Source organism: Paraburkholderia sp. J41, assembly GCF_905220235.1.
Taxonomy (GTDB): Bacteria; Pseudomonadota; Gammaproteobacteria; order Burkholderiales; family Burkholderiaceae; genus Paraburkholderia.
Map to the genome: position 1 here is coordinate 106828 of NZ_CAJMZE010000001.1, position 25484 is coordinate 132311.

At 67.5% G+C, this 25484-nt stretch carries 25 protein-coding genes and 1 tRNA gene; 12 read left to right on the forward strand and 14 right to left on the reverse strand.

Translation table 11 applies throughout. The features are described 5' to 3' along the window. The first annotated feature begins 108 nt into the window (after positions 1–108). Positions 109–1062 (forward strand): LysR family transcriptional regulator, encoded by a 954-nt coding sequence (locus U5805_RS00485; RefSeq protein ID WP_322101462.1) that lies wholly within the window; start codon positions 109–111, stop codon positions 1060–1062. Between the two features lie 69 nt (positions 1063–1131). On the opposite strand, the gene U5805_RS00490 is transcribed toward U5805_RS00485, so the two are convergent. Further along, on the reverse strand, positions 1132–2721 hold the full coding sequence (locus U5805_RS00490; RefSeq protein ID WP_322101463.1) for an aldehyde dehydrogenase (NADP(+)): 1590 nt from the start codon (positions 2719–2721) through the stop codon (positions 1132–1134). Then, positions 2718–4388 carry a thiamine pyrophosphate-binding protein gene (locus tag U5805_RS00495; RefSeq protein WP_322101464.1) on the reverse strand — a complete coding sequence of 557 codons (1671 nt, stop codon included), beginning with the start codon at positions 4386–4388 and terminating at the stop codon, positions 2718–2720. The genes U5805_RS00490 and U5805_RS00495 overlap by 4 nt, the downstream gene beginning before the upstream one ends. Positions 4389–4650: 262 nt before the next feature. Between U5805_RS00495 and U5805_RS00500 the strand changes: the two genes are divergently transcribed. Next, positions 4651–4953: a hypothetical protein gene (locus U5805_RS00500; RefSeq protein ID WP_322101465.1), complete on the forward strand. Its 303-nt coding sequence runs from the start codon at positions 4651–4653 to the stop codon at positions 4951–4953. Positions 4954–5087: 134 nt separating this feature from the next. Here the strand turns inward: U5805_RS00500 and U5805_RS00505 are convergent, their stop codons facing one another. After that, positions 5088–6155 carry an SDR family oxidoreductase gene (locus tag U5805_RS00505; RefSeq protein ID WP_322101466.1) on the reverse strand — a complete coding sequence of 356 codons (1068 nt, stop codon included), beginning with the start codon at positions 6153–6155 and terminating at the stop codon, positions 5088–5090. A gap of 207 nt (positions 6156–6362) precedes the next feature. Here U5805_RS00505 and U5805_RS00510 point away from each other — a divergent pair, with 207 nt between their 5' ends. Next, positions 6363–6848: a hypothetical protein gene (locus U5805_RS00510; RefSeq protein WP_322101467.1), complete on the forward strand. Its 486-nt coding sequence runs from the start codon at positions 6363–6365 to the stop codon at positions 6846–6848. 92 nt (positions 6849–6940) lie between these two features. On the opposite strand, the gene U5805_RS00515 is transcribed toward U5805_RS00510, so the two are convergent. Next, positions 6941–7897, reverse strand: a complete 957-nt coding sequence (locus U5805_RS00515) for an AEC family transporter (RefSeq protein WP_322101468.1) — start codon at positions 7895–7897, stop codon at positions 6941–6943. 142 nt (positions 7898–8039) lie between these two features. On the opposite strand from U5805_RS00515, the gene U5805_RS00520 reads away from it, so the two are divergent. Next, positions 8040–8915: a LysR family transcriptional regulator gene (locus tag U5805_RS00520; RefSeq protein WP_322101469.1), complete on the forward strand. Its 876-nt coding sequence runs from the start codon at positions 8040–8042 to the stop codon at positions 8913–8915. Positions 8916–8948: 33 nt separating this feature from the next. On the opposite strand, the gene U5805_RS00525 is transcribed toward U5805_RS00520, so the two are convergent. After that, a complete protein-coding gene (locus U5805_RS00525) occupies positions 8949–9812 on the reverse strand; it encodes a LysR family transcriptional regulator (protein ID WP_322101470.1) in 864 nt (287 codons plus the stop codon). A 193-nt stretch (positions 9813–10005) separates the two neighbouring features. Between U5805_RS00525 and U5805_RS00530 the strand changes: the two genes are divergently transcribed. The 5 genes from U5805_RS00530 to dinB all read left to right on the forward strand — a co-directional run bounded on the left by U5805_RS00530 (position 10006) and on the right by dinB (position 13785). Further along, the gene (locus U5805_RS00530; RefSeq protein ID WP_322101471.1) at positions 10006–10287 is read left to right on the forward strand and encodes a type II toxin-antitoxin system RelE/ParE family toxin; all 282 of its coding nucleotides are present in this window, start codon (positions 10006–10008) and stop codon (positions 10285–10287) included. Between the two features lie 17 nt (positions 10288–10304). Further along, positions 10305–10601 (forward strand): HigA family addiction module antitoxin, encoded by a 297-nt coding sequence (locus U5805_RS00535; RefSeq protein ID WP_322101472.1) that lies wholly within the window; start codon positions 10305–10307, stop codon positions 10599–10601. 334 nt (positions 10602–10935) lie between these two features. After that, positions 10936–12318 (forward strand): DHA2 family efflux MFS transporter permease subunit, encoded by a 1383-nt coding sequence (locus tag U5805_RS00540; RefSeq protein WP_322101473.1) that lies wholly within the window; start codon positions 10936–10938, stop codon positions 12316–12318. A gap of 95 nt (positions 12319–12413) precedes the next feature. Next, complete coding sequence (locus U5805_RS00545; RefSeq protein WP_322101474.1) at positions 12414–12566, forward strand: hypothetical protein; 153 nt, start codon at positions 12414–12416, stop codon at positions 12564–12566. Between the two features lie 55 nt (positions 12567–12621). Beyond that, positions 12622–13785, forward strand: coding sequence for a DNA polymerase IV (dinB, locus tag U5805_RS00550; protein ID WP_322101475.1), 1164 nt, complete (start codon positions 12622–12624; stop codon positions 13783–13785). A 220-nt stretch (positions 13786–14005) separates the two neighbouring features. Here the strand turns inward: dinB and U5805_RS00555 are convergent, their stop codons facing one another. The 4 genes from U5805_RS00555 to U5805_RS00570 all read right to left on the reverse strand — a co-directional run bounded on the left by U5805_RS00555 (position 14006) and on the right by U5805_RS00570 (position 17661). Next, the gene (locus U5805_RS00555; RefSeq protein WP_322101728.1) at positions 14006–14317 is read right to left on the reverse strand and encodes a DUF3325 domain-containing protein; all 312 of its coding nucleotides are present in this window, start codon (positions 14315–14317) and stop codon (positions 14006–14008) included. After that, positions 14317–15945, reverse strand: coding sequence for a PepSY-associated TM helix domain-containing protein (locus tag U5805_RS00560; RefSeq protein WP_322101476.1), 1629 nt, complete (start codon positions 15943–15945; stop codon positions 14317–14319). The genes U5805_RS00555 and U5805_RS00560 overlap by 1 nt, the downstream gene beginning before the upstream one ends. Further along, on the reverse strand, positions 15942–16298 hold the full coding sequence (locus U5805_RS00565; protein WP_322101477.1) for a DUF3649 domain-containing protein: 357 nt from the start codon (positions 16296–16298) through the stop codon (positions 15942–15944). Before U5805_RS00565 ends, U5805_RS00560 begins: the two co-directional genes overlap by 4 nt. Before the next feature lie 511 nt (positions 16299–16809). Beyond that, positions 16810–17661: an alpha/beta hydrolase gene (locus tag U5805_RS00570; RefSeq protein ID WP_322101478.1), complete on the reverse strand. Its 852-nt coding sequence runs from the start codon at positions 17659–17661 to the stop codon at positions 16810–16812. 199 nt (positions 17662–17860) lie between these two features. On the opposite strand from U5805_RS00570, the gene U5805_RS00575 reads away from it, so the two are divergent. Together U5805_RS00575 and U5805_RS00580 are read left to right on the forward strand one after the other, a co-directional pair. Continuing rightward, positions 17861–18493 (forward strand): CGNR zinc finger domain-containing protein, encoded by a 633-nt coding sequence (locus U5805_RS00575; RefSeq protein WP_322101479.1) that lies wholly within the window; start codon positions 17861–17863, stop codon positions 18491–18493. A gap of 67 nt (positions 18494–18560) precedes the next feature. Then, the gene (locus U5805_RS00580; RefSeq protein ID WP_322101480.1) at positions 18561–18776 is read left to right on the forward strand and encodes a hypothetical protein; all 216 of its coding nucleotides are present in this window, start codon (positions 18561–18563) and stop codon (positions 18774–18776) included. Positions 18777–18842: 66 nt separating this feature from the next. On the opposite strand, the gene U5805_RS00585 is transcribed toward U5805_RS00580, so the two are convergent. The 3 genes from U5805_RS00585 to U5805_RS00595 form a co-directional block, all read right to left on the reverse strand. Continuing rightward, on the reverse strand, positions 18843–19511 hold the full coding sequence (locus U5805_RS00585; RefSeq protein ID WP_322101481.1) for a glutathione S-transferase family protein: 669 nt from the start codon (positions 19509–19511) through the stop codon (positions 18843–18845). Between the two features lie 200 nt (positions 19512–19711). Then, positions 19712–19796: transfer RNA gene (locus U5805_RS00590), tRNA-Leu, on the reverse strand. Between the two features lie 159 nt (positions 19797–19955). Then, positions 19956–20936: a LysR family transcriptional regulator gene (locus U5805_RS00595; protein WP_322101482.1), complete on the reverse strand. Its 981-nt coding sequence runs from the start codon at positions 20934–20936 to the stop codon at positions 19956–19958. Between the two features lie 101 nt (positions 20937–21037). On the opposite strand from U5805_RS00595, the gene U5805_RS00600 reads away from it, so the two are divergent. Then, positions 21038–22459, forward strand: a complete 1422-nt coding sequence (locus U5805_RS00600) for an aldehyde dehydrogenase family protein (RefSeq protein ID WP_322101483.1) — start codon at positions 21038–21040, stop codon at positions 22457–22459. A 134-nt stretch (positions 22460–22593) separates the two neighbouring features. On the opposite strand, the gene U5805_RS00605 is transcribed toward U5805_RS00600, so the two are convergent. Together U5805_RS00605 and bla are read right to left on the reverse strand one after the other, a co-directional pair. Then, positions 22594–24321: a methyl-accepting chemotaxis protein gene (locus U5805_RS00605; RefSeq protein WP_322101484.1), complete on the reverse strand. Its 1728-nt coding sequence runs from the start codon at positions 24319–24321 to the stop codon at positions 22594–22596. A gap of 291 nt (positions 24322–24612) precedes the next feature. Then, a complete protein-coding gene (gene bla / locus U5805_RS00610; protein ID WP_415914518.1) occupies positions 24613–25464 on the reverse strand; it encodes a class A beta-lactamase in 852 nt (283 codons plus the stop codon). Positions 25465–25484 lie beyond the last annotated feature (20 nt).

Consider the following 25484-nt stretch of genomic DNA (forward strand, 5'->3'; position numbering starts at 1 on the left):
GCCCGCCCGCGCCGAATCCGGCGTTCGCGCGTGATATAACGGCAAGTCGCGTCAGTCGATTGCCTGTTAATCATCCGTCAAGCGCCCGTTGGCGTGCGTTAATCGCTCATGAATTCAGACGACCTCGCCGTTTTCGCGCACGTCGCGAAGACCGGCAGCATTTCGCGCACCGCCATGGAACTGGGCGCGAACCAGTCGACCATCAGCCGCCGCATTGGCGTGCTCGAAACCGAGCTGGGCGTGCGGCTCTTTCGCCGCAGCGGGCGCGGCGTGGGCCTCACGGAGCGCGGCGCGCAACTGCTCAACTACGCGCAAGCCATGGAGCGCACGCTCGGCGAAGCGCGCGACGCCATGCGCAGCGGCATCGAAAACGGCCCCACGCGGCTCGCCATCGCCGCGCAGCCCACCATCGCGCGCATCATGTTCGGCAGCCTCGGGCACCGGTTGCGCGCGCGCTATCCGAACACGAGCATCCGTTTCGTGGAAGGGCTCGGCAGCCAGATCCTGAGCCGCCTCACCGACGGCGAAATCGACCTCGCGCTCATGTACGTGCCCGAGCATCGCGGCGCGATGCAATTCGACACGCTGCTTTCGGAGCAGGTCTGCCTCATCACGCCCGCGCGCTTCGCGCTGCCGTTCAAGCCGGCAAGCACGGTCGACGTCGGCAGGCTCGGCGAAGTGCCGCTCATTTTGCCGAGCACGCATCACGGCCTGCGGGTGCTGGTCGAATCGCTCGCGGCGCGCCACGGGTTCGCGCCGCGCATCGCGCTCGAATGCGACGGCTCGATCTCGCTCACCAAGCGCCTCGTCATGGCCAATTGCGGATGCACGGTGCTGCCCGCGGCTGCGGTGATCGAGGAAGTCGCGCAAGGCCGCCTGAACTGCATACCGCTCGTGAATCCCGTGGTGAAGCGCGACGTGGCCATCGCCTGGCCGCAAAATCGCGCGATGCCCGAGGGCGTGTGGAGCGTCACGCAGATGATTCGCGAACTCGCCGCCGACCTCGTGAAAACGGGCGAATGGCCGGGCACGTCGCTGTCCGCGCCCGCGCAGCCAACGTAATGCGCGAACGATAAAACGCCCCGCATGCGAAAGACATGCGGGGCGTTTTTCGTCGCGTGCGAGAACCGCTCAATCGCGCGTCAGCTCGCCATCCACGAGACGCCAGATACCCAGCGGATTGCCGTACTTGAGCGCTTCGGGCAGCAACGCGTCCGGCACCGACTGATAGCACACCGGCCGCAGGAAACGGTCGATGGCGGTCGCGCCCACCGAGGTCGTGCGCGTATCCGAGGTCGCCGGGAACGGGCCGCCGTGCACCATCGCATGACACACTTCCACGCCGGTCGGAAAGCCGTTGAACAGCACGCGGCCCGCCTTGCGTTCGAGCGTGGGCAGGAGCGCGCGCGCATGCGCGTGGTCGCCTTCGTCGAGTTGCACGGTCGCGGTCAACTGGCCGCTCATGCGGCGCAGCACCGCGTGCAGTTCGCCGATGTCGCGGCACGCCACGATCAGCGAACTCGGTCCGAAGATTTCGCCTTCCATCGCGGCTTCGGCGAGGAACGCGCGCGCTTCGGTGCGCAGCAGCGCGGGCACCGCGTCGTGCGCGCCGTTCGTGGCCGCGCCGCGCGCGAGTTCGCTCACGCCGGCGAGCGCGCTCAGGCGCGAGATGCCGCGGCAATACGCGGCGTGAATGCCGGGCGTGAGCATCGTCGCGGCCGTCTTCGCGGCAATGGCTTCGGCGGCCGTTGCGCAGAACGCGTCGAGCGCCGCGCCTTCGAGCGCGAGCACGATGCCCGGATTCGTGCAGAACTGACCCGCGCCCAGCGCCACGGAATCGGCGAAATCGCGGGCGATTTGCGTGCCGCGCGCGGCCAGCGCCTCGGGCAACAGCACGACCGGATTGATGCTGCTCATTTCCGCGTAGACGGGAATGGGTTCGGCCCGCGCCTGGGCGATGCGTTGCAGCGCGAGACCGCCCTGCCGCGAGCCGGTGAAGCCCACGGCCTGGATCTCGGGATGCGCGACGAGCGCTTCGCCAAGCCACACGCCTTCGCCGATCAGCAGCGAGAACACGCCTTCGGGCATGCCGGTTTCGCGTGCGGCGCGGCCGATCGCGCGCGCCACGAGTTCGGAGGTGCCCAGATGCGCGGGATGCGCCTTCACGACCACGGGGCAGCCGGCCGCGAGCGCGGAAGCCGTGTCGCCGCCCGCCACCGAAAACGCCAGCGGGAAGTTGCTCGCGCCGAACACGGCAACCGGGCCGAGGCCGATGCGGCGCAGGCGCAGATCGGCGCGCGGCAGCGGCGCGCGCCGCGGCTGGGCCGGGTCGACGATCGCGCCGTGCCAGCGGCCTTCGCGCACGAGCGCCGCGAACAGCTTCAACTGGCCCACGGTGCGGCCGCGCTCGCCTTCGAGACGCGCGAGGGGCAGCGCCGTTTCGGCGTGCGCGCGCTCGATCAGCTCCGCGCCCAGATCGACGATGGCTTGCGCGATCGCGTCGAGAAACGCCGCGCGCCGCGCGTCGGGCAACTGGCGATACGTGTCGAACGCTTCGCCCGCCAGCGCGCAGGCGCGTTCGAGATCGTCGCGCGTGGCCGTGCCGAAGGCCGGTTCGAGCTTCTCGCCCGTGGCCGCCGCGACCGCGTACGTCGCGTTGCCCGCGCCCTTGACGGCCGCGCCGCCGATCGACATCTCGCCTTGCAGGGTGCTCGTCGTCATTGCGCGCTCATGCGGTTAGCCGGCGTGATTTGCAGCGGGTCGGTCATGAGTTCGATCAGCGCGGGCTTGCCTGCCTGCTGCGCGCGCTCGAATGCCGCCGCGAAGTCCTCGGTGCGCGTCACGCGTTCGCCGTGCGCGCCGAACGCCTGCGCCATCGCCACGAAATCGGGGTTGACGAAGCGCGTGGCCGAGACGCGGCCCGGATACTCGCGCTCCTGATGCATGCGGATCGTGCCGAGCATGTTGTTGTTCACGACGATGACGATGAGCGGCGCGCCGAACTGCACCGCCGTCGCGAGTTCCTGCGGGTACATCATGAAACAGCCGTCGCCCGCGAAGCAGACGACCGGGCGCTGCGGGTCCGCGAGCGAGGCCGCGACCGCCGCCGGAAAGCCGTAGCCCATCGCGCCGTTGGTGGGCGCGAGTTCGGTGCGCGGGCGGCGGTAGCGATAGAAGCGATGCACCCACACCGTGTAGTTGCCGGCGCCGTTCGAGATCACCGCGTCTTCGGGCAACACGTCGCTCAGATGCGAGACCACCTGCGCGAGATCGACGCCCTTGATCTGGTTGTTCACGGGCGGCGTGGAATGCGCGAGATAGTCGGCGCGCGCCGCTTCGGTCCAGCCGTGCCAGCGTTCGAGCGCGGCCGCGCCGACCGGCGCCACGCCGTCGAGCGCGAGCGCGAACGCGCGCAGCGAAGCGTGAATCGGCAAGCGCGCCTGATACACGCGGCCCAGTTCTTCGGCGTCGGGATGCACGTGGATCAGCGGCTGCTTCGTCACCGGGCTCGTGAAAAGCGTATAGCCCGACGAGGTGGTTTCCGCGAGACGCGAACCGACGACCAGCACGAGATCGGCGTTGGCCGCGCGCTCCGCGAGCTTGGGCGACACGCCCAGCCCGAGCTGGCCGACGTAATGCGGATCGCGGTTGTCGAACAGATCCTGGCGGCGAAACGAAGCCGCGACGGGCAGATGGTTCGCGTGTACGAAGCGCTTGAGCGCGGCCGTCGATTCCGCGTCCCAGCCGGTGCCGCCGACCACCACGAGCGGGCGCTCCGCGGCCTCCAGCAACGCGCGCATCTCGTCGAGCGCGGCGGCTTCGGGCGCGGCGTGGGCGATGCGCACGGCGGGCGCGTCGGCAACCACGGCCGAGCCGAACAGCACGTCCTCGGGCAACGCGATCACGACCGGGCCCGGACGGCCCGACTGCGCGATGCTGAACGCCTTCGCGACGATCTCGGGAATGCGCTCGACGCTTTCGATCTGCGCGACCCACTTCGCGATGCCGCCGAACATCTGGCGATAGTCGACTTCCTGAAACGCGCCGCGCCCGATCATGCTCTGCTCGACCTGGCCGACGAAGAGAATCATCGGCGTGGAATCTTCGCTCGCGGTATGCACGCCGTTGCTCGCGTGCGTGGCGCCGGGGCCGCGCGTGACGAAGCAGATGCCGGGGCGGCCCGTGAGCTTGCCATAGGCGTCGGCCATGTTCGACGCCGCGCCTTCGTGGCGCGTCGTGATGGTGCGCACGCCATGCGCGTCGTGCAAGGCGTCGAGCACGGGCAAGTAGCTTTCGCCGGGCACGCAGTAGACGGTGTCGACGCCGTTGCGCGCGAGCGCGTCGACGAGAATGCGGCCGCCGTTGCGCGGCTGTGCGGTTTCGGACATGGGTTTCAGGCTCCTGTGACGGGGACCGGCGCGCGGCGCTCGGCCCGCGCGCACGTTGGAATGCGTGAAATTATGCGCGGCGGTCCCCGCAGCGGCCGTGCGTGCGCCGCATAGCAGCTATGCGCGGCTCTCCAGGCGGGCCGGCAGCCGCCTTACGGTCTGTTACCGAACTAGCAGCACCGTTTCACCTGTGTCTTTACGCGCTTCTTACACTCGAAACCCTGCTCACCAGCAACGCACACAAGTGCGAAGGAGTAGCGATATGAAGCGAACGATTCTGGGCGCGGTTAGCGTGGCGATTGGCGCGGCGGCGTTGGCGGTATCGGCGGCGGCGTGTGCGCATGTGAACGTGGCCGTGGGAATTGGCGTGCCGGGCGCGGCTTATGCCCCGGCGCCCGCGTATGCGGCGCCCGCGCCGGTGGCGGTGGGTTATCGCGAGGACGATTGGCGCGCGCGCCGCTGGCGCGAACACGAATGGCGCCGCCGCGAGTGGCGCGAGCAACGCTGGCGCGAGCACGAGTGGCACGAGCGCGAGCGTTATCAACAAGGCCGCTGGGGCTACTGACGCGGCGCGACGCGACGGCAACGGTATGCGCGGGCAGGCACCGCTTGGCGCATGCCTGCCCGCCGCCCGGGGTTTCATCGCGCGGGAGTCGAGCCGCCATCGAGCCTCTGGATCAAGCCGGAATCAAGCTGGAATCAAGCTGGAATCAAGCGCTCCGCCTTCAGCCGCTCGAACAGATCGAAGAACGCGTCGGGCGTACCTTGATAGTCGAGAAAGCCGGCCTTGCGGCTTTTCGTCATGTCGGTCACGACTTCCATCGGCCGCCCGAGATCGGCGTCCGTATGCCACCACGACGCGAGCCGCTCGACGTCCGCTTCCTTGAGCGCATGTTGCGCGGCGATCTCGCGCCACGCGCGCGCGGCGTGCTGCATGCGGCCTTCGAGCGGCCGCACCGTGCCGTCGAACGGCGCGGCCTCCACGCCGAAGTAATCGGCCAGTTCGCGCCACATCGTCTTCCAGCGGAACACGTCGCCGTTCACCACGTTGAAGTCCTGATTGCGGCCGGCTTCGGTCGTCGACGCCCATTCGAGATGACGCGCGAGCAAACGCGCGTCGGTCATGTCCGTGAGGCCGTTCCACTGCGCCGCCGAGCCGGGAAAGACGAACGGCTCGCCCGAGTGGCGGCACAGCGTGGCGTAGACGGCCAGCGTCTGCCCCATGTTCATCGCATTGCCGGGCGCGAAGCCGATGATCGTATGCGGACGATGCACGCTCCACGCGAAGCCGTCGCGCGCCGCCGCTTCGAACAGCCGGTCCTCCTGCTCGTAGTAGAAATTGTCGACGGGCTGGCGCCCTTGCGACTCGCGAAACGGCGTGTCGGGCACCGCGCCCGACGCATACGCCTCGAACGGCCCCAGATAATGCTTCAGGCCCGTCACGAGCGCCGCGTGTTGCAGCGTGCGCGCGCGGCCGAGCGAATCGAGCACGTTGCGCACCATCGCGCCGTTCACGCGAATGTTCTCCTGCTCGTTCGCCTGGCGCGCCCACGCCGTGAAAAACACGTGCGTCACGTCGATTCCGGCCGTCGCCGCCGCCACCGATCCGGCCGAGGCGAGGTCCGCGACAATCGGCGTGCAGCCCGCCACGCCCGCGTTGCGCCCGCGCGAAAGACCGTGAACCGACCAGCCCGTATCGAGCAATTGTTGCGCGAGCGCGCGTCCCACCACGCCGCTCGCGCCCACGATCAAAGCCTTGTTGCCCATCGCGTTCTCCTGTTCAAGTTCGAGCGATAGTACCGGGGAATGACATTGTCGGCGCGCTCGCGCCCATGCCCGGAGCCGGATCGCGTATGCGCCCGGCGTGTGCGTGTGCGTGTGCGTGTGCGTGTGCGTGTGCCCGACTGTGGCGTGGGCGGCCGCATATTCGTCTACAGTGTGCTCACCTGCTCGAACCCAACCGCCGGAGCCGCCATGAAACGACTGCCGTTTGCCGCGCCTGATTCGCGGCTCAAACCCGGTTTAGCCGCCTGTCTTGCGGCCTGTTTTGCGGCGTGCCTTGCGGCATGCCTCGCGACGGCCGCGCACGCGCAAAGCCACGACGCTGCGCTGACCACGCCCAGCGGCACGTTGCAATTCGCCCGCGCGGGGCACGCGTTCGTCGCGACGCTCGACAACGCGGCGTTCGACCGTTTCGACGCCGGCGCGCTCACGCATTTCGACGAAACCGGCGCGCAAGGCGATGCGGTGCCTCGCACGCTCGTGCAAACCGAAGCCGGTCCGGTGCTCTACGACTTGCGCCGCCGCCCGCCGCTCGTGCAGCGCACGAGCCTGCGCATGACGGTCAAACGCGTTTTCTGGCAAGGCGACGAAGTGGTGATGCAAGGCTCGCAGGGCTGGTTCCGGTTGAGAAACGGCACGCTGACGAAGCTGCAATCGTCGAAGCTGATCTATCACTGACGGCGCCAGCGGCGAGCCTTGCCGACGAATGCCCGCGCCGACGCGGGTTCCGCACCTTCCGCCGAGCCGCGCGGAAAAAACGCAGGGAGCGCTCAGCCCGTTCCGGGCAACAAGGTCATCACGACCGAAAGCGAGAGAATCGCGCCCAGCGTCGAAAAGAGAATCACGCGCGAGGTAATGCTCGCTTCGCGCCGGTAATACTCGGCCAGCATGAACGGGCCGGTGCCGGTGGGCAGCGCCGCCAGCAGGACCGCCACGTCGACGAGCGCGCCCGGCAGCGCGAACACGCGCGTCGCGAGCCACCAGGCGATCAGCGGCTGCGCGATCAGCTTGACGAGCGTGAGCAGCACCGCGTCGCGCAGCACGGCGGCGCCCGCCTGTTCGCCTTCGGGCTTCTTCTTCGCGAGAAAAAGGCCGAGGCTCACGAGCGCGCACGGGCTGGCCGCCCCGCCCAGCAGCTTGAGGAAAGTTTCGATGCTTTGCGGCACCGTGACGTGCGCCGCCGAAGCGAGCGCGCCCGCGAGCGGCGAAACGATCAGCGGATTGCGCGCGAGCGCGAGCAACACTTTCGCGGCGAGCTTGTGCGGCGCGCGTTCGACCTGCAAGCCGACTTCGATCAGCACGATGGCGACCGCGAACAGCACGCACGCCACGAGAATGGTGGCGATGGTCGTGGGCGTGAGCGACGACTGGCCGAACAGCAGCAGGCAAAGCGGAAAACCGATGTAGCCCGTGTTGGGATACGAAGCGGCGATGGCGTCGATGCTCGCGTCGGCGAGCTTGCGGCGCGCGATCAGGCGGCCCGCGAGCGTCACGAGAAACGGCACGGCGCCCGCAAGCGAGAACACGGCGATAAAGCCCGGCTGGTCGAGCTGCTGCCAGGTGGAGTGCGCCATGATGTTGAACAGCAGCGCGGGCAAGCCCAGCCAAACGACGAATTTATTGAGTTCCGACGCCGCCGTGGGCCCCAGCACGCCGCGCTTCGCGCAGACGAAGCCCGCGAGGATGAGCCCGAAGATCGGCAGAAGGATCGAGAAAGTGGAAAGCATGGAAAGGCGGCAAACGGCGCGTAACGAGCCAGACGCAAACCGCGCACTATAGCGAAGCCGATCAATACACTCCAATGCTATTATCGGCGAGCAACCATACCTTTTTTGCATTGATTAGCGCCACGCGGCGCTTGCTTCGTTCATGCTCGACATCAAGCCCCTGCGCTACTTCGTCGTGCTTGCGCAAACGCGCCATTTCGGCCGGGCGGCGCAAGCGCTGCATCTCTCGCAGCCGCCGCTGAGCCGCCAGATCGCGGCGCTGGAGGAATCGCTGGGCGTGCGTCTGTTCGAGCGCAATTCGCGCCACGTCGAACTCACGGCCGCGGGCCGCCAGTTTTACGCCGACGCGCGCGCGCTGCTCGCCTCCGCCAGCGCCGCCGCGCACAACGCCGTGGCGGCGGAATACGGCAGCCTCGGCAAGCTCACGATCGGCTTCACGATGTGCGCGGCCTACGGCGTCGTGCCGCGCTTCGCGACCGCGTTCGGCGGCGCGTTTCCCGAAGTCGCGCTCACGCTGCGCGAAGTGGTTTCCGAAGACCTTGCGCCCAGAGTGCGCGCGGGCGAGATCGACGCGGCCATTCTCATTCCGGGGCCGGCGGAGCTTGGGCTGGAGCGCCGCACGGTCACGTCCGAACCGCTGTGCGTGGCGCTGCATCGCGGCCACGCTCTCGCCCGCGCGCGCCGTATCGACGTGAAGCGGCTCGCCGACGAACCCTTCGTGGTGGCGATTCCCGAGGTGGCGCCCGCGCTGCGCAACGCCATCGTCGATCATTGCCTCGCGGCGGGCTTCTTTCCCGCGATCCGCTTCGAGGTGCAGCTTCAGCAGACCATCCTGAGCCTCGTGAACGAAGGCGCGGGCGTCGCGCTCGTGCCGCGTTCGATGACGCGGGCGGCGTTCGATCAGGTCGTCTACCGCCCGCTCAAGGACGCGCCGCATATCGACCAGGTGCTGGTCTGGCGCGCGGGCAATCCCAATCCCTGCCTGCGGCAATTTCTGGATCTGACGCTGAACGTCTGACACTGAACGCGGCGTGACGGGAGTCGGCAACGCTCACTCGCCGATCCACGAGCCGCGCAGATCGCTGTCGTGCAGCAGTTGCAAGAGCGTTTGCGCGGGCCGCGAAAGCCGCTTGGCCGCGAGCGCGATAAATTCCACATCGGGCAGCACAGGCAGGCTCGACACGTTCAGCGGCGGCGCGAGCCCGCGCGCGGCGAGATACTGCGGCCGCACGGTAATGCCGAGCCCGCCGCGCGCCGCCGCCACGCAGCCCACATGGCTGCTGCTCGTACACACGAGTTGCCAGCGGAAATCGGTTTGCGCGAGCGCGTCCAGCACCACGGCGCGCGTCACGCTTGGCTCGGCGACGAGCAGCAGCGGCAGCGGCTGTTCGAGGTCGACCATCGTGCCGGTGCGCGCGAGCCATTCGAGGCGGCCCGTGAACAAGGGCGTGCCGCGTTTGTCGCCGAGCCGCCGCTTGCCCACCATGAGGTCGATGGCGCCCGCGTCGAGGAGTTCGTAGAGCCGCCCGGTCATGCCGATGGTGATTTCCAGCTCCACGTCGGGGTGCGCGTTGCGAAACGCCGCCAGCACGGCGGGCAGCGGCCCGAGCGCGATGTCGTCGGAGGAACCGAGACGCACGCGCCCGCGCAGGCGCGGCCCGCGAAACTGCGATTCCGCGCGGTGGATCGCCTGGAGAATCGCGCCCGCGTGCGCGAGCATCGCCTCGCCGTCGGGCGTGATGGCGAGCGAATGCGTATCGCGCACGAACAGGCGGCGGCCAACGGCTTCTTCGAGACGGCGCACGTGATCGCTGACGCTCGACTGCGTGAGGCCGAGCTGGCGCGACGCCTCCGTGAAACTGTGGCAAGCCGCGACCGTCGTGAACGTTTTGAGCCAGATGGGGTTGATTGCCATGTTATGCGTTTTTCATTTATTTTCAGGATGTTAAACGCATTCTCATAGCGTCTGCCGAGGCACTGTTTCGCCTTTCGTTCGAAGCAGAAAAAACAATGAGTTACAGCGTTCTGCAAATAAGAGGCCACCTCGTGAACAGCCGCTGGGGTGCTATTGCTTGACAATACTACTGTTGCGCAATACTATCTAGACCATGATCTCGAACTTCAAATGCCCAGACACCGCAGCAATGTTTGCAGGCAAGCGCGTAGCGCGGTTCGCCAACATCGAAAAGGTCGCGATGCGCAAGCTTGCGATGCTCCACCGCGCTGCGAACCTGGATGATTTGCGCATCCCGCCGAACAACCGCCTGGAGGCACTCAAGCGCGACCGGGCCGGACAGTACAGCATCCGTATCAACGACCAGTGGCGCGTATGTTTCCGGTTCGAAAGCGGCAATGCATTTGATGTGGAGATCGTCGACTACCACTCCTAACGAAACGGAGGGCCATCATGGCACGCGAAGTACTTTATCCGACGCCCGGCGAGATCCTTCAGGAGGAGTTTCTTGCCCCGATGGGCATAACCGCTTACCGGCTGGCCAAGGATATCGGGGTCCAGCAAAGCCGCATCGGCGAGATCATCGCCGGCACGCGCGCTGTCACGGTCGCGACGGGTTTGCGTCTGTCGCGCTACTTCGGCACCAGCGACGAGTTCTGGACCGGATTGCAACTCGACTATGACACCGCAATGGCCAAGGACCAACTGGCCGAGGAGCTGGACAAGATCCCGCACGCCGAAGTTGCCTGAGAAGCCAGGCGCACCCACTGAAGCCGCCCCCGCGAAAGCTAGGCGGCTTTTTCTTTTGGGCGTTTCCGGTCCGGGTCGGGGTGCTCGCCGCCACCTGCGCCAACTGCGCCAACTCTGGTTATTGGCCCGTTGCGACCGGAAAAGCAGCCAGACTCAGGCCATGCCGCCAAGGCTGCGCGGCAACGACGGTTATCGGCAACGGCGATGACAGTGAGTGCCCTTAGTGGGGTTCCCGATGGACAGCCGCGACAATATCATGACGCTATTCGAACTATTGCGCCGCCGGCCCGACCTCACGTCATCGCTCATCACGCGGCGCGCCTAGACGTTGCAGATGACCAGAGATTCGAGCCAGACGGCGTTGCTGTGGATCGTCGCCACAGGTTTTTTCATGCAGGCGCTGGACACGACGATCGTCAACACCGCCCTGCCCTCCATCGCCCACAGCCTTGGCGTAAAACCGCTCGTGATGCAGCCCGTGATCGTCGCGTACACGCTTACGATGGCCATGCTCACGCCCGCCTCGGGGTGGCTCGCCGACCGTTTCGGCACGCGCCGCGTCTACTTCGCCGCCATTCTCGTGTTCGTGCTCGGCTCGCTGTGCTGCGCAAGCTCGCACACGCTCGCGCAACTCGTGGTCGCGCGCGTGCTGCAAGGCGTGGGCGGCTCGATGCTGCTGCCGATCGGCCGCCTCGCCGTGCTGCGCTCGATCCAGGGCGAGGAATACGTCTCCGCGCTCGCGCTGATATCGGTCGCGGGCCAGGTCGGACCGATCGTCGGCCCGACGCTCGGCGGCTGGTTCGTCGAAGCGATCTCGTGGCACTGGATCTTCCTCATCAACGTGCCGATCGGCGCGGCGGGTCTGATCGCCGTGCAGCGCTATCTGCCGCGCGCCACGGGCACCGCGGCGCCGCCGTTCGACGTGGCCGGCTGCGCGCTGCTTTCGCTGTGCATGATCGCGCTCTCGCTCGCCTTCGACGCGCCCGTTCAGACGCACCGCGGCGCGTGGTCGGCGGGATTGTTCGCGCTCGGCACCGCGGCGGCGCTCGCCTACGTGCCGTATGCGCGGCGGCGGCGCGATCCGCTGTTCCGTCTCGCGCTGTTCGGCGAGCCCAACTTCAGCGTCGGCCTGATCGGCAATCTCGTGTGCCGCGTGGGTTCGAGCGCCGTGCCGTTTCTCGTGCCGCTCCTGATGCAGCTCGAACTCGGCTATTCGCCGCTGCGCTCGGGCCTCATGATGCTGCCCGCCGCCCTCGCGGGCGCCGTCGCCAAGCGCTGGATCGCGCCGCTGATCCGCCGCTACGGCTACGAACTGTTCCTGCTCGTCAATACGCTGATCGTGGGCGCTTCCATCGTCGCGTTCGCGCTGATTTCGCGCGGCACGCCCGTCGCGGTCGAGGTCGTCGTGCTCGCCGTGTTCGGCGCGGCCAACTCGATGCAGTTCGCGGCGATGAACAGCGTCACGCTCAAGGGCCTGTCGCACGAGGACGCGGGCAGCGGCAACAGCCTCTTTTCGATGGTGCAGATGCTCGCGATGGGCCTGGGCGTGACCATCGGCGGAGCGCTCGTGAGTCTCGTCGCGGCGCAGTGGGGGTCGGTCGCGCTCGGTTTTCGCGTGAGCTTCGCCGCCGTGGGCGCGATCACGCTGGTCTCCGCGCTGGTGTTCCGGCGTCTCGAAACGTCGCGGCCCGTGGCGGCCGCGCCCGCGCACACCTGAAGCGGCGGCGCGCTCGCCGCCCGCCGCCGGCGCTCTCGCGCGTTCCGGGGCGATCCCGTAGTGATTCGTCGATCGGGGCATCGTCGCGAATCTTCGTGGCGGTCATCGCTGCGGTCGTCGTTGCGGTCGTCGCTGCGGTCATCGTCGCGGTCATCGTTGCTGTCATCGTTTTCAGGCAGGCGAAACCGATGCGAAATGCCCACGCCGCGCGCTTTCCGCTGCCGCCGGCGCAGCGGGAGATGCCATAATCCACTGTATGGAAATACAGTATGCGCCGCCTCGCCGGGCGGCCGCCCCCGCACCGTGACCGGCGAACGCCCGCGCCGCATCGCGCATCTCGACATGGACGCCTTTTACGCGTCCGTCGAACTGTTGCGCTATCCGGAATTGCGCGGCCGGCCCGTCGTGATCGGCGGCGGGCGCAACGCCGCGCCCGAAATGCTCGCGGACGGCACGCGCCGCTTCGCGCGCCTGCGCGACTACGTGGGGCGCGGCGTGGTCACCACGTCGACTTACGAGGCGCGCGCGTTCGGCGTGTTTTCGGCGATGGGGATGATGAAAGCGGCGCAGCTCGCGCCCGACGCCGTGCTGCTGCCCACGGACTTCGACTCGTACCGGCGCTACTCGCGGCTTTTCAAGGACGCCGTGCTTGCCTTCACGGACCAGATCGAGGACCGCGGCATCGACGAAATCTACATCGACCTGACCGATGTCGAAGGCGAATCCCGTGAACTCGGCGAGCGCATCAAGCTCGCCGTCAATCAGGCGACGGGACTCACCTGCTCGATCGCCATCGCGCCCAACAAGCTGCTCGCAAAGATCGGCTCGGAACTCGACAAGCCGAACGGCCTCACCATTCTCACGAGCGCCGACGTGCAAGCGCGCATCTGGCCGCTGGCCGCGAAGAAAGTGAACGGCATCGGGCCGCGCGCGAGCGAGCGGCTCGCGGGTCTCGGCATCGACACCATCGGCGACGTGGCGGCGGCGGACCTCGGGCTGTTGCAGGAGCATTTCGGCCAGAAGTACGCCGCGTGGCTCGCGCGCATCTCGCACGGTCACGACGAGCGCGCGGTGGTGGTGTCGTCCGAGCCGAAGTCGATGAGCCGCGAAACCACCTTCGAGCGCGACATGCACGTGCGCCGCGACCGCGAAACGCTCACGCCCGCGCTCTCGCGGCTATGCGAGCGCGTGGCGCAGGATCTCGAACGCAAGGGGTATTGCGCGCGCACGGTCGGCATCAAGATCAAGTTCGCGGACTTCAAGATCGTCACGCGCGATCTCTCGCTGCCGCATGCGGTGACGAGCGCGCAGGAAATCCGGCGCGCGGCGGGAGAATGTTTGAAGCGGATCGACCTCGACCGGCGCATCCGGCTGATCGGCGTGCGCGCGAGTTCGCTGGCGCGGCCCCAGGAAGGCGAGTTCGCGCGGCTGCATGCGCAGGCGGAATTGCCGTTCGATGAGGCATGAGTGCGCGCCTCTCGTCGCGGCCGCGGCGGGAAATGCCCAAGCCGCCGGCCGCGCGGCAACCGTTGGAGGATGTGCGGCGCGATGTGCGGCGCGCCCGGCAAGCGCGTGCCTATCGCTCGAAGCGAGCATGAAACGGCATGGAGCGGCATAAAGCAATGTGAAGCGGCTCGTATCCGGCAACGCGGCGCAGACGTTCAGCGGTGACGTTCAGCGCAAACGTTCAGCGGTGACGTTCACCCTCCACGCGCCGCCGCGCGCCGCTCGCACGCCGCTCGTACGCAATCAGCAAACCGTAGATCACGCCGGCCGCGAGACTCGTGCTGCCGCTGTACCACACGAGCCCGAGCGCCCAGCCGCGCGCGGCCATGGCAAGCCACAGCGCGACGAGCAAGCCGGTCCAGCCCGCACCGCGCAGCACGCGCGCACGCGTTCGCTCAAGCGGCGCGCCGAACAGCATCGGCTGATGGCGCTCCACCGCCATCGCCAGACACGCGAAGGCCAACACGCAAAGCACGAACGCAAGCATCGACATCACGCGTCCTCCTGCTGACGCAGCGCGCCGGCGCGCGGCTTTCGCGCCGTCTTGCCGTCGAGCTTCGCACGCGGACGATGCCGCGCCGTGCGCACCGCGAGCGCCGCATGCAGCGCGGCAAACGCCCACATCATCAGATCGAAGCCCGCGTACACCCAGTCGCCCACGGCCACGCTGTGCCAGAACGGCCGCTGCGTCGTGAGCGCGTTGAGCACGGGCAGCAACGCGAGCAGCGCCGCCGCGCACCCGAGCAGTTCGATCCACGCGCGCTTCGCGGGCCGCGCGAGCGCATAGCAGAACGTCGCGGCCCAGACGGCGAAGAACACGTTGATCTCGGCATCGGCGCGATCGCCAAGCGTGACGGGCAACAGCCGGTTCGCCCAGAGATACGCGGTCATGGCAATCGACAAGCCGGCAATGCTCGCGATATTGAGCCGCTCGACGAGCCGGAAGCCGAAGTACGGCCGCGCCGGATCGGGCAGCTTCTGGCGGCGCTTGACGGTCCACATCACGAGGCCGGTGCCGACCATCGCCGTACCAGCGAGACTCACGAGGAAATAGAGCCAGCGCAGTTGCAGGTCGCTGAAACGCCCGAGATGCAGCGCGTAGAGCACGCCGCGCGTTTCGGCCGCGCCGCCCACGTGGTCGTTCACGTCGAGCAGCTTGCCGCTCACGCCGTCGAACAGCAGATACTGCGGGCTCATCGAAACGCGCGCCGCCTCGCCGCGCGACACGGCCACGCGTGCGCTGGCGTCGCCGGGATTGGTGATCGTCACGCGCAGCACGTTGGCGCGGCCCCAACGCGCCTGCGCCTCGCGCACCATCGGCGCCACGCTCGCAAGCGGCGCCTTCACGCCCGCGGGCTTGCCCGGCTGAATGAACGCGCTCAGTTGCGTCGTCAGTTGCTGGCGCAGCGCGGGCGTGTCGAGCGCGGTTTGCGCGCCCCACGGCATGTACATCGTCATCAGCGTGACAAGACCCGTGTACGTGATCATCAGGTGAAACGGCAGGCCGAACACCGAAAGCGCGTTATGCGCGTCGAGCCACGAACGCTGCCCCTTGCCCCAGCGGAACGTAAAGAAGTCGACGAAAATTTTCTTGTGCGTGATCACGCCGCTCACGATCGCCACGAGCATGAACATCGCGCAAAACCCCGCGGCCCAGCGGCCCCACATCGCGGGCACATACCAGAACTGAAAGTGGAAGCGATAGAAAAAATCGCCGCCGAGCGTGTCGCGCGCGCTCACTTTCTTGCCGGTGGCGGGGTCGAAGGTCGCTTCGTCGAAAAAGCGCTTGTCGGCCGAGCCAGGCGGAATGCGCCAGAATGCGCCCGCGACGTTGGCGCGATCGGTCGGCAACTGAATGCCCCATTGCGGGCTGCCCGCGGCGAGCGTGCCGAGCGTGTCGGTCACGCGCTGCGCCACGGCGGCCGGGTCCGGAGCGACCTGCTGATGCGCGAGTTCGGGCCGCATCCACTGCGAAATCTCTTCCTTGAAATAGCTGACCGTGCCGGTGAGGAACATCGCATAAAGCATCCAGCCGACGAGCAAGCCCGCCCACGTGTGCAGATCGGACATGCTCTGGCGTACGCCGCGCGCTTTCGGTTCGGTGTTGGCGTTGCGCGTCATCGGGCTTTGCCTTGGTGCGGCTGGGTTTGCGTTGCCGACGCGGGCGCCGATGCCGCGTTCCCCGCCGATGCGCAAGACGCCCACCACGCCGCCAGCGCGAGCGGCAGCGCGGCCACGGCGAGTCCGAGCCACGCGCGCGTGGCGCTGCGGGCGATAAACACCCAGATCACGGCGGCCGTGTAGATCACGAAGCTCGCCAGCATGCCGGCGATCACGCCTTGCGGCGCGCTCATCGGCAAGGCGAGCGATGCCACGCTGGCGAGCGCGCCCAGTGCGTAGCCGCCCGCGATGGCCGCGACGATGCGCGACGCGAGCGGCCCGTGCCGGCGGGTGCGTGCGAAAACCGTGCTCATGCCGCGCGGCCCCTGCAAACCGGCAAGCGCGGCGACGGCGGCGATGGCGGCGGGCGCGTCGGCGAATTGAGTTCCATGACAGTGATTCCTGCGTTCGTTCGGTCGAGTCGAAACACCAGCACGCGCGGCTGGGACGTGACGATCGCGGGGAGGTGTCGTGCGCGGGCCCGGCGCCGTATGCGGGCGGCGGGTGCGCCGACATTTCGCGGCGTGCCCGATGCGTTGCCGGGCCGCCGTCGTTATGAGCCTTGCATTGTAATGCGTCCGGCGCGGCCCGCGCGACGAGACGCGCAGCCGTCGCGGCGCGCGCCGCCGTTTGCCGGGCTTTGCCGCGCCGCTTATCCGTGCGCGAACCGATACGCGAACCGATGCGCGAACGGCCACGCGCCGCGACGGATCATGCCGTCACGGCGCAACGCCGGAGCCGCTGCGGCGTCATGAAATCTCATGCGAGCGATAAGGACGACCGTTATCGAGCCGGCGTCTCAAACGCTCGGCTCCTATCATTCCACTACGCAAGAAATTCGCCGATCGCCTGCGCGATCTCGCCCGCGTGCGTTTCCAGCGCGAAGTGTCCGGTGTCGAAAAAGCGCACGTCGGCTTCGGGCAGATCACGCTTGAACGCCTCGGCGCCCGCGGGCAGGAAGAACGGATCGTTCTTGCCCCACACCGCAAGAAAGCGCGGCCGGTGCGCGCGGAAATACGCCTGAAACGCGGGATACAGCGCGACGTTGCTGCGATAGTCGCGAAACAGATCGAGCTGGATATCGTGCGCGCCGGGGCGGCCCATGTAGTAGTCGTCGAGCGCCCAGCCGTCGGGCGAAACCGCCGCTGCGTCGGGCACGCCGTGCGTGTATTGCCAGATCGTCGCCTCGCGCGCGAGCATGGCGCGCAGCGCGTCGCGGTTGGCCGGCGTCGCGTCCTGCCAGTACGCGCGAATGGGGTTCCAGCCGTCGCTCAAGCCTTCTTCGTAAGCGTTGCCGTTCTGCGAAATAATCGCCGCGACGCGCTCGGGGTGATTCAGCGCGAGCCGCAAGCCCGTGGGCGCGCCGTAGTCGAACACGTACATCGCAAAGCGATCGAAGCCGATCACCTCGGTAAAGCGGCCCATCACCTTCGCCATGTTCTCGAACGTATACGCAAATTCGCTGCGATCCGGCAGATCCGACTGGCCGAAGCCCGGCAGATCGGGCGCGACGATATGGAAACGGTCGGCGAGCCGCGGAATCAGATCGCGAAACATATGACCCGAACTGGGAAAGCCGTGCAGCAGCAACAGCTTTGGCGCGCCGGCGCGGCCGGCTTCGCGATAGAACACGTTGAACCCGTCGACGTCGGCGCGACGGTAGGTGATGGCGGTCATGGTGGCGGCTCCCTGGACGATAGCAAATGAGCGATGACGTTCCATCCGGCGGATGGATCGAGCGCATCGAATCGAGCGGTTTGATCGGCATGTGTAACCATCAAATCGACGAATGAAGGTTACAAGCGGCGCATGTAACTTGTCAACAACGTTTTTGACGGTTACGATTTAACCATCGACGCCACTTCCCCGCTTTCTCATGGAATTTCGCCCGCAACCCGCGATGTTCGTCGCCGACTCGGCCGGACTCGACTTCCTGAACTCGATCGCCACGCCCGCCGACGAGCCTTTCGACTGGATCGCCAATGGCGAAGGCTTGCTCGACTGGCTGGGCCAGGCGGGCATGGCGTCCGGCGAGACGCTTGCGGCGTTGCGCGCGCGGTTCCCGGCCGCCGAATTCGACGCCGTTGCCGCGCAAGCGCGCGAATTGCGCGAGTGGTTTCGCGAATTCGTGCGCCGACGCAAGGGCCGGCCGCTCGCCGCGAGCGACATGCGCGAACTCGTGCCGCTCAACGCGCTGCTGGCGCGCGACGAGCGCTACGGGGAAATCGTGAAGCGCGTGGAAAGCGCCGGCGAAGGCGCGGCGTTGACTTACCGCGTGGCGCGGCGCTGGCGCGCGCCCGAGGCGCTGTTGATGCCGATTGCCGAGGCGCTGGCCAAACTCGTCTGCGAAGAGGACTTCACGCACGTGAAGGCGTGCGAAGGACACCGCTGCACGATGCTGTTCGCCGATCACACACGCGGCCACGCGCGCCGCTGGTGCAGCATGGCGGTTTGCGGCAACCGCGCGAAAGTGGCCGCGCATCGTCAGCGCCTGAAGGAGCGCGGCTAAGCGGCGCGCGCTCGTTCAGGCGCGGCGCTTGCGCTCGAAGGAAGCTTTCCGCAACGGGAGACGAACGATGAGCCAGAACGAGCAAAAGCACGACGACGCGCAAAACGAGCAGCAAAACGAAAAGCCCGCCGAGCTGCCGGAGGAGCTCAAACACCCGCAGCCGCCGAAGCACAGCGACGACTCGCGCAGCGCCATGCCCGAGCGCGAGGACAAGGACCGCAAGCAGGCGCCTTCCGATCGTCCGGGCAAGCAACCCGGCGAGGGCGAAACGCCGGTCGGTTGAGTGCGCCGATATTTCGATTGAGCGTGCCGAGCGCGCGTGCTGTTCGAGCGTGTCGCGCGTGCTCGATCAATCGCGCGCCGGCGCGCCCAGTGGAAACAGCGAGCGGTACGGGCGCGCCTCTTCCACGGCGCGCGCGAACGACGGCCGCGCGAGCAGACGCTCGCGATACGCGCGCAACGCCGCATGGTTTTCGCCGATGCGATGTACCCAATCGGCGTAGAACAACGCGGGCGCGGCGGCGCAATCGGCAAGCGTGAATGCCGCGCCGTGCGCCCAAGTTTTGTCGGCGAAATGGGCTTCGAGCCACGCGTAGGCAAGTTCGAGCTTTTCGGCGGCATAGGCGAGACCGTCCGCGCGTTTCGCGGCGTCGCCCGATAGCGCGCCGTCCACCGCGCGCTGCATCGGCGTCATCACGTGCAGGTCGAAGAAGCGGTCGAGAAAACGCACGTCGAGCGTGCCGAGCGGATTCGCGGGGTCGTCGGGCAAAAGCCGCACCGGCCCCGGATGCGCGAATTGCAGATATTCGATGATGATGCTGCTTTCGGCGAGCGAACGGTCGCCGTCCACGAGCACGGGAAACTTGCGCATCGGCCAGTGACGCAACATCTCCGCGAAGTGCTGCGGCGTTTCCGGCGCGAGGCCGCGAAACGCGAAAGGCGTGCCGTTCTCGTAAAGCGCGACGAGCACTTTCTGCGTGTACGAAGAAAACGGATGACCGTAGAGAATGAGGGACATGAGCGCGCTCCGGGCGGGCGTTGACCTTAACGTCGATCTGAACGTCGACGATCGGCGTCGCTACCATGCACCGTGCGTGCGGGAAAGGCAAGCGGTCTCACGAGCCGGTAAAACGCAGCCGCGCAAGCCAATAAAAAACCCGCGCAGCCTATACGGCTCTCGCGGGTTTTATCTTCGGCAATGCTTGCCGGAATCAGCTTTGGTGCCGACGGCGAGACTCGAACTCGCACAGCTTTCGCCACTACCCCCTCAAGATAGCGTGTCTACCAATTTCACCACGTCGGCACTGCAAGCAAGCGGGACGCACGTCGCCCCGCGTTGCGGATAACTGGATCAGCCAGGGCTCGGGTCGATACGGGTTTATCCGTTTCGCCACCCAGGCACGAAGGACCGGAATTCTATCGGGACTTTTCGTATTTTTGAAGCCCCTTGCGCGAAAAATTTTCAGCGCTGCTTTCGCGACAATGCACGCGCCGAGGTGCGCGTCGCTTTTTTCGCCACGGCGCCACGCTTGACCGGCGCGCCCTTGCGGCGCGAATCGGCGTATTCGCGAATCGTCTCGATCAGCGCGCGCAAACCCGCCGGCACATGGCGGCGGCCCGGGTAGTAAAGACACAGCCCGTCGAGCGGCGGCGTCCAGTCTTCGAGCACGCGTACGAGGGTGCCCGCTTGCAGGTCCGCGTTCACGTTCCATTCGGTGAGGTAGGTGAGGCCCAACCCCGCGCGCGCCGCTTCGAGCATGAGATTGGGTTCGTCGAGCGTGAGCGCGCCTTCGCCGTCGATGCGCACGGCTTGCCCGCGCCGCTCGAATTCCCATTGATAGATCGCGCCGCTCGGCATGCGGCTGCGGATGCAGCGGTGCGCTTTCAGATCGGCGGGCGTGCGCGGTTTGGGGTAGCGCGAAAAATAGTCCGGACTCCCAACGACCGCGAAACGCTGCCGGTCGCCGAACGGAACCGCGATCATGTCCTGCGGCACGATTTCCGCGAGTCGAATGCCCGCGTCGAACCCTTCCACGACGATGTCGATCAGACGCCCTTCGGTCACGAGATCGAGTTGCATCTGCGGATAACGCCGGAGAAACGCGATCAGCACCGGCATCACCTGGCGCGCCGCGCCCACCGAAGTGTTGATGCGCAGCGTGCCCGAAGGCGTTTCGGCCAAACTGCCGGCCTGCTCCAGCGCGTCGCGAATGGTCGCGAGCGCGGGCGCGACGTTGGCCACGAATTGCGCGCCCGCTTCCGTGAGCGAGACGCTGCGCGTGGTGCGATGAAAAAGCCGCACGCCGACGCGCGCTTCGAGCGCCGCCACCGAATGACTGAGCGCCGAAGTGGAAACGCTCAACTCGTCGGCGGCGGCGCGAAAGCTGCGCCGCCGCGCCACGGCCAGCACCGCTTCCAGCTCCAGCAGGCCCGAAGTTTTCATTGTTCGAAATCGTTCAACAGGACATCCCGCATTGTACGGCTAGTCAACGCAATCGCCGGCGTCTATCGTGCGGACACCGGTTCACGTTTTGCGGAGCAGCCATGCACATCATCGACACGGTCTATATCGACGGCGCCTTCGTCACGCCGCACGGCGACGAATGGTTCGATCTCTTCAATCCCGCCACGGAAGCCGTGATCGGCCGCGTGCGGCTTGCCGGCGCCGACGACGCGAACGCCGCCGTCGCCGCCGCCGCACGCGCTTTTCCGGCGTTTTCGCGCCTCGGCAAACGTGCGCGCATCGACATGCTCATGCGCCTTCACGACGCCGTGGCCGCGCGCGAGGACGCGCTTTTCGAAGCGATCGTCGAGGAATACGGCGCGCCGGTTTCCCGCGGTCGCTGGATGGCGCAGCACGCGGCCAGCGTGCTGCGCGACGCGGCGAACGTGCTCGAAGGCTACGCGTTCACGCGCCGCGCGGGCACGGCCGAAGTGACCATGCAGCCGCTGGGCGTGGCGGGCCTCATCACGCCGTGGAACAGCAACGCGGGCTTTATCTGCGGCAAGCTTGCGGCGGCGATCGCCGCCGGTTGCACGGCCGTCGTCAAGCCGAGCGAGATGAGCGCGCTGCAAACGCGCATCGTAACCGAGGCGCTGCACGAAGCCGGCTTGCCGCCGGGCGTGTTCAACATCGTCACGGGCCGCGGCGAAACCGTGGGCGCGCGCATCGCCGCGCATCCCGGCGTGGCGAAGCTCTCGTTCACCGGTTCCACCGCCGTCGGCAAGACGATCCTGCGCACGGCCGCGGAAACGCTCAAGCGCGTGACGCTCGAACTCGGCGGCAAGTCGCCCGTCGTGGTGCTCGACGACGCGAACTTCGACACCGCCGTGCCGCTCGCCTTGCAGGCGGGTTTCATGAACAGCGGCCAGGCATGCATCGCGGGCACGCGCCTGCTCGTGCCGCACGCGCGTCTGGCCGAATTCGAGGCGCGCGTGGTGGAAGCCGTCGCGCAGATCCACGCGGGCGATCCGCGCGACGCGCGCACCAGCGTCGGGCCGATGGTGAGTCGCAAGCAATGGGAACGCGTGCAAGGCTACATTCGCGCGGGCATCGACGAAGGCGCGCGCGTGCTCGCGGGCGGTTTGCATCGTCCCGAAGGCGTCGAAAAAGGCTGGTTCGTGCGCCCGACCGTGTTCAGCGACGTGACGAACGACATGACCATCGCGCGCGAGGAAATCTTCGGGCCGGTGCTGTCGATCATCGCGTATCGCGACACCGACCATGCCGTCGAGATCGCCAACGACACGCACTACGGTCTGCAAGCGTACGTGCTTTCCGCCAGCACCGACCGCGCACGCGAAGTGGCCGCGCGCATCGAAGCCGGGCGCGTGCTCGTCAACACGCTCGCGCATGAGCCGGCCGCGCCGTTCGGCGGCTTCAAGCAGTCGGGCATCGGGCGCGAATACGGCAGGTTCGGGCTCGAAGCGTTTCTCGAACCGAAGTCGACGCTCGGCGTGCTGTAGCCCGCGCTGCGCGGCATGTTGCGGCGCGTTTTGCGGGCGCGTGTTGCGGCGCGCGGAAACGGCAACGCCCCGGCGGGGCGAACCCGCGGGGGCGTTGCCGTTTCAGGCAATGCAACGGCGCAGCGCCGCCGCGCCTAGAACGTTTCCCAATCCTGATCCGACGTCGCGACAGCGGGCTCGCGGCGTTCGGGCTTCGGCGCCGCGACGGCGCCCGCGCGTTGGGGCGCGGGCCGCGCGGGCGCCGGCTTGCGCGCCGCCGTGGCGGCGGCCGGCGCGGCGAAGGCGGGCGCCGCCGTTTTCGCCGCCGCCGTGCCGATGTTGAACACCGAAACCAGTTCGCGCAACGCGGCCGCCTGCGACGACATGGACTGTGCCGCCGCCGAAGCCTGCTCGACGAGCGCCGCATTTTGCTGCGTGACTTCGTCCATCTGCGTGACGGCCGTGTTGACCTGCTCGATGCCGGTGCGCTGTTCGCCCGACGCCGCCGAAATCTCGTTCATCAAGTCGGCCACGCGTTTCACCGACTGCACGATCTCGCTCATCGTCCGGCCCGCATCGTCCACGAGTGCCGTGCCGTTGTTCACGCGCTCGACCGACACGGTGATGAGATCCTTGATCTCCTTGGCCGCGCTCGCGCTGCGCTGCGCGAGCGTGCGCACTTCGCCCGCCACCACCGCGAAGCCGCGGCCCTGCTCGCCCGCGCGCGCCGCTTCCACGGCCGCGTTGAGCGCCAGAATGTTGGTCTGGAACGCAATTCCTTCGATCACCGAAATGATCTGCGCCACCTGCTCCGAGCTGTGCGAGATGTCGCGCATCGTGTCCACCACGCGGCCCACCACGTCGCCGCCGCGCGTGGCCGTTTGCGACGCCTGGCCCGCGAGCGTGTTGCCTTGCGTGGCGTTGTCGGCGTTCTGCTTCACGGTGGCCGTGAGCTGCTCCATGCTCGCCGCCGTTTCCTCGAGCGAAGCGGCCTGCTCCTCGGTGCGCTGGCTCAGATCGGTGTTGCCCGCGGCAATTTCGGCGGCGGCCGTTGCAATGCCTTCGCTGCTCGTGCGCACGCGGCCCACGAGATCGACGAGACGCTCGTTCATGTGGCGCAGCGCCAGCAGCAACTGGCCCGCTTCGTCGCGGCCTTGCGCTTCGATGCGCGCCGTGAGGTCGCCGCGCGCGACGGTTTCGGCCACTTCCACGGCAAGCGCCATCGGACGCGTGATCGAGCGCGTGATGAAGAACGCGAGCGTCGCGCCGATGCCGATGGCGATCACCGTGAGCGACGCGATCCACGCGAACGCGGTGCCATATGCGGCCTTCGCGTCGGCGACCTGCGCCGCCGAGCCGCTGTGATTGAGCGCGATGTCCTGGTCGATCAGGTCGAGCGCGACTTCGAACGATTTCGCCGACGCCGTCGTGACGCCCACGCGCTGATCCGCGGAATTGACGTCGGGCGAATTGGCGAGCGCTTCCACCTTTCTGTCGTCGTCGAGATAGTGTTGCCACGCCACGCCGAGATCGTCGAAAAGCTTGCGCTCCTCGGGCGACGAAACGAGCTTCGAATAGCTGTCGAGCGCCGCGGCGAACTGCTTCGCGTCCTGTTCGTGCCGATCGTGCAGCGCGCCCTGGTCCGCGCCGTTGCCCACGATGATCATGCGCAGGGACGCGAGGCGCACGTCGTCGGCGAGATTGCGCATCTTGCCCAGCGCCTCCACGCTCGGCAGCCAGTTTTCGCCGATCTGCGTGGTGCCGCCGAAAATGCGCGACGCCTCGATGAGTCCGATGCCGCCAACGGCGCCCAGCAACAGCAGCACGATCGCGAACGCCGCGCCAAGACGCGGGCCAATTTTGAGTCGGGTAAGAAGGGACATGAACACGCCGCAGTAAAAGGTCGACTGTATTTCGACCATCGCGCGGAAAAATTGAGGCACCGCGGAAAGAATTACACGCTGTAAGCGGGTTGGCGGAAAAGCGGCGTGAATGAGCGCTGCCGAAGAAAAACGCCGGAAGCAACGAGTGCGAAGAACGAACGATCGGTTCGCAAGCGGTCCGGCAGCGTCGCGGCGCGGCGGCGGCTCGCTTTGCGCGCTCCGTTGGCGTCACGCGTCACGCGTCCTTCGTCGCGCAATCCCATCGTTCGTCTTGATGCGAAAAAACGCGGGTTACAGGCTCGCGACCAGCGCGCCCACCTGGGCGATGGCGGCGTCGCGTTCGGCGGGCGTTGCGCGCGTCGCGCGGGTGAGATACACGGTCACGAGCAACGGCGCGCGTTGCGGCGGCCAGAGGATGGCGATGTCGTTCGCGGTGCCGTTGTCGCCGGTGCCGGTCTTGTCGCCCACGCGCCAGTCCTTCGGCAAGCTCGCGCGCAAACGCGCGTCGCCGGTCTGGTTCGCGACGAGCCACGCGATCAACTGTTCGCGCGACGCCGTGGAAAGACGCTCGCCCAGCAGCAGCTCGCGCAGGTCCGCGACCATCGCGGCGGGCGTGGTCGTGTCGCGCGGGTCGCCTTCGCGCGCTTCGTTGAGCGTGGTTTCGTTGCGGTCGAGACGCGTATGCGGGTCGCCGAGCGAGCGCGCGAACGCAGTCACCGCGCCCGGCCCGCCGATGCTTTCGAGCAGCAGGTTCGCGGCGGTGTTGTCGCTGCGCGTGAGCGCGGCCTCGCACAACCCGGCCACGGTCATGCCCTCGCCGCCCGCGCGCGGACCGCTCAAGGGCGAGTACGGGACCACCTGCGCCTTCGCATAAACGATCCGGCGCGCGAGGCTCTCCTCGCCGCGATCCTTGCGCGCGAGCACCGCCGAAGCGAGCAGCACCTTGAACGTGCTGCACATCGGAAAGCGCGTATCGAGCCGCCAGCCCTGCACGCGCCCGTTTGCCGTGTCGAGGATCGCCACGCCAAGGCGGCCGCCCGTCCGCGCTTCGATCTGCGCGAGCTGCTTTTCCAGCGCCGCGCCTTGCGCGCTTTCCAGGGCGAATGCCTGAGCCGCAACGCCAGCTATCGCACCGCCCAGCATCGTCATGGTGAATCTACGCC

Bases quoted from the DNA above. Each gene is read 5' to 3' on its own strand.
- U5805_RS00485 (WP_322101462.1), top strand. From the start codon at position 109: ATGAATTCAGACGACCTCGCCGTTTTCGCGCACGTCGCGAAGACCGGC.
- U5805_RS00490 (WP_322101463.1), bottom strand. From the start codon at position 2,721: ATGACGACGAGCACCCTGCAAGGCGAGATGTCGATCGGCGGCGCGGCC.
- U5805_RS00495 (WP_322101464.1), bottom strand. From the start codon at position 4,388: ATGTCCGAAACCGCACAGCCGCGCAACGGCGGCCGCATTCTCGTCGAC.
- U5805_RS00500 (WP_322101465.1), top strand. From the start codon at position 4,651: ATGAAGCGAACGATTCTGGGCGCGGTTAGCGTGGCGATTGGCGCGGCG.
- U5805_RS00505 (WP_322101466.1), bottom strand. From the start codon at position 6,155: ATGGGCAACAAGGCTTTGATCGTGGGCGCGAGCGGCGTGGTGGGACGC.
- U5805_RS00510 (WP_322101467.1), top strand. From the start codon at position 6,363: ATGAAACGACTGCCGTTTGCCGCGCCTGATTCGCGGCTCAAACCCGGT.
- U5805_RS00515 (WP_322101468.1), bottom strand. From the start codon at position 7,897: ATGCTTTCCACTTTCTCGATCCTTCTGCCGATCTTCGGGCTCATCCTC.
- U5805_RS00520 (WP_322101469.1), top strand. From the start codon at position 8,040: ATGCTCGACATCAAGCCCCTGCGCTACTTCGTCGTGCTTGCGCAAACG.
- U5805_RS00525 (WP_322101470.1), bottom strand. From the start codon at position 9,812: ATGGCAATCAACCCCATCTGGCTCAAAACGTTCACGACGGTCGCGGCT.
- U5805_RS00530 (WP_322101471.1), top strand. From the start codon at position 10,006: ATGATCTCGAACTTCAAATGCCCAGACACCGCAGCAATGTTTGCAGGC.
- U5805_RS00535 (WP_322101472.1), top strand. From the start codon at position 10,305: ATGGCACGCGAAGTACTTTATCCGACGCCCGGCGAGATCCTTCAGGAG.
- U5805_RS00540 (WP_322101473.1), top strand. From the start codon at position 10,936: ATGACCAGAGATTCGAGCCAGACGGCGTTGCTGTGGATCGTCGCCACA.
- U5805_RS00555 (WP_322101728.1), bottom strand. From the start codon at position 14,317: ATGTCGATGCTTGCGTTCGTGCTTTGCGTGTTGGCCTTCGCGTGTCTG.
- U5805_RS00560 (WP_322101476.1), bottom strand. From the start codon at position 15,945: ATGACGCGCAACGCCAACACCGAACCGAAAGCGCGCGGCGTACGCCAG.
- U5805_RS00565 (WP_322101477.1), bottom strand. From the start codon at position 16,298: ATGAGCACGGTTTTCGCACGCACCCGCCGGCACGGGCCGCTCGCGTCG.
- U5805_RS00570 (WP_322101478.1), bottom strand. From the start codon at position 17,661: ATGACCGCCATCACCTACCGTCGCGCCGACGTCGACGGGTTCAACGTG.
- U5805_RS00575 (WP_322101479.1), top strand. From the start codon at position 17,861: ATGGAATTTCGCCCGCAACCCGCGATGTTCGTCGCCGACTCGGCCGGA.
- U5805_RS00580 (WP_322101480.1), top strand. From the start codon at position 18,561: ATGAGCCAGAACGAGCAAAAGCACGACGACGCGCAAAACGAGCAGCAA.
- U5805_RS00585 (WP_322101481.1), bottom strand. From the start codon at position 19,511: ATGTCCCTCATTCTCTACGGTCATCCGTTTTCTTCGTACACGCAGAAA.
- U5805_RS00595 (WP_322101482.1), bottom strand. From the start codon at position 20,936: ATGAAAACTTCGGGCCTGCTGGAGCTGGAAGCGGTGCTGGCCGTGGCG.
- U5805_RS00600 (WP_322101483.1), top strand. From the start codon at position 21,038: ATGCACATCATCGACACGGTCTATATCGACGGCGCCTTCGTCACGCCG.
- U5805_RS00605 (WP_322101484.1), bottom strand. From the start codon at position 24,321: ATGTCCCTTCTTACCCGACTCAAAATTGGCCCGCGTCTTGGCGCGGCG.
- bla (WP_415914518.1), bottom strand. From the start codon at position 25,464: ATGCTGGGCGGTGCGATAGCTGGCGTTGCGGCTCAGGCATTCGCCCTG.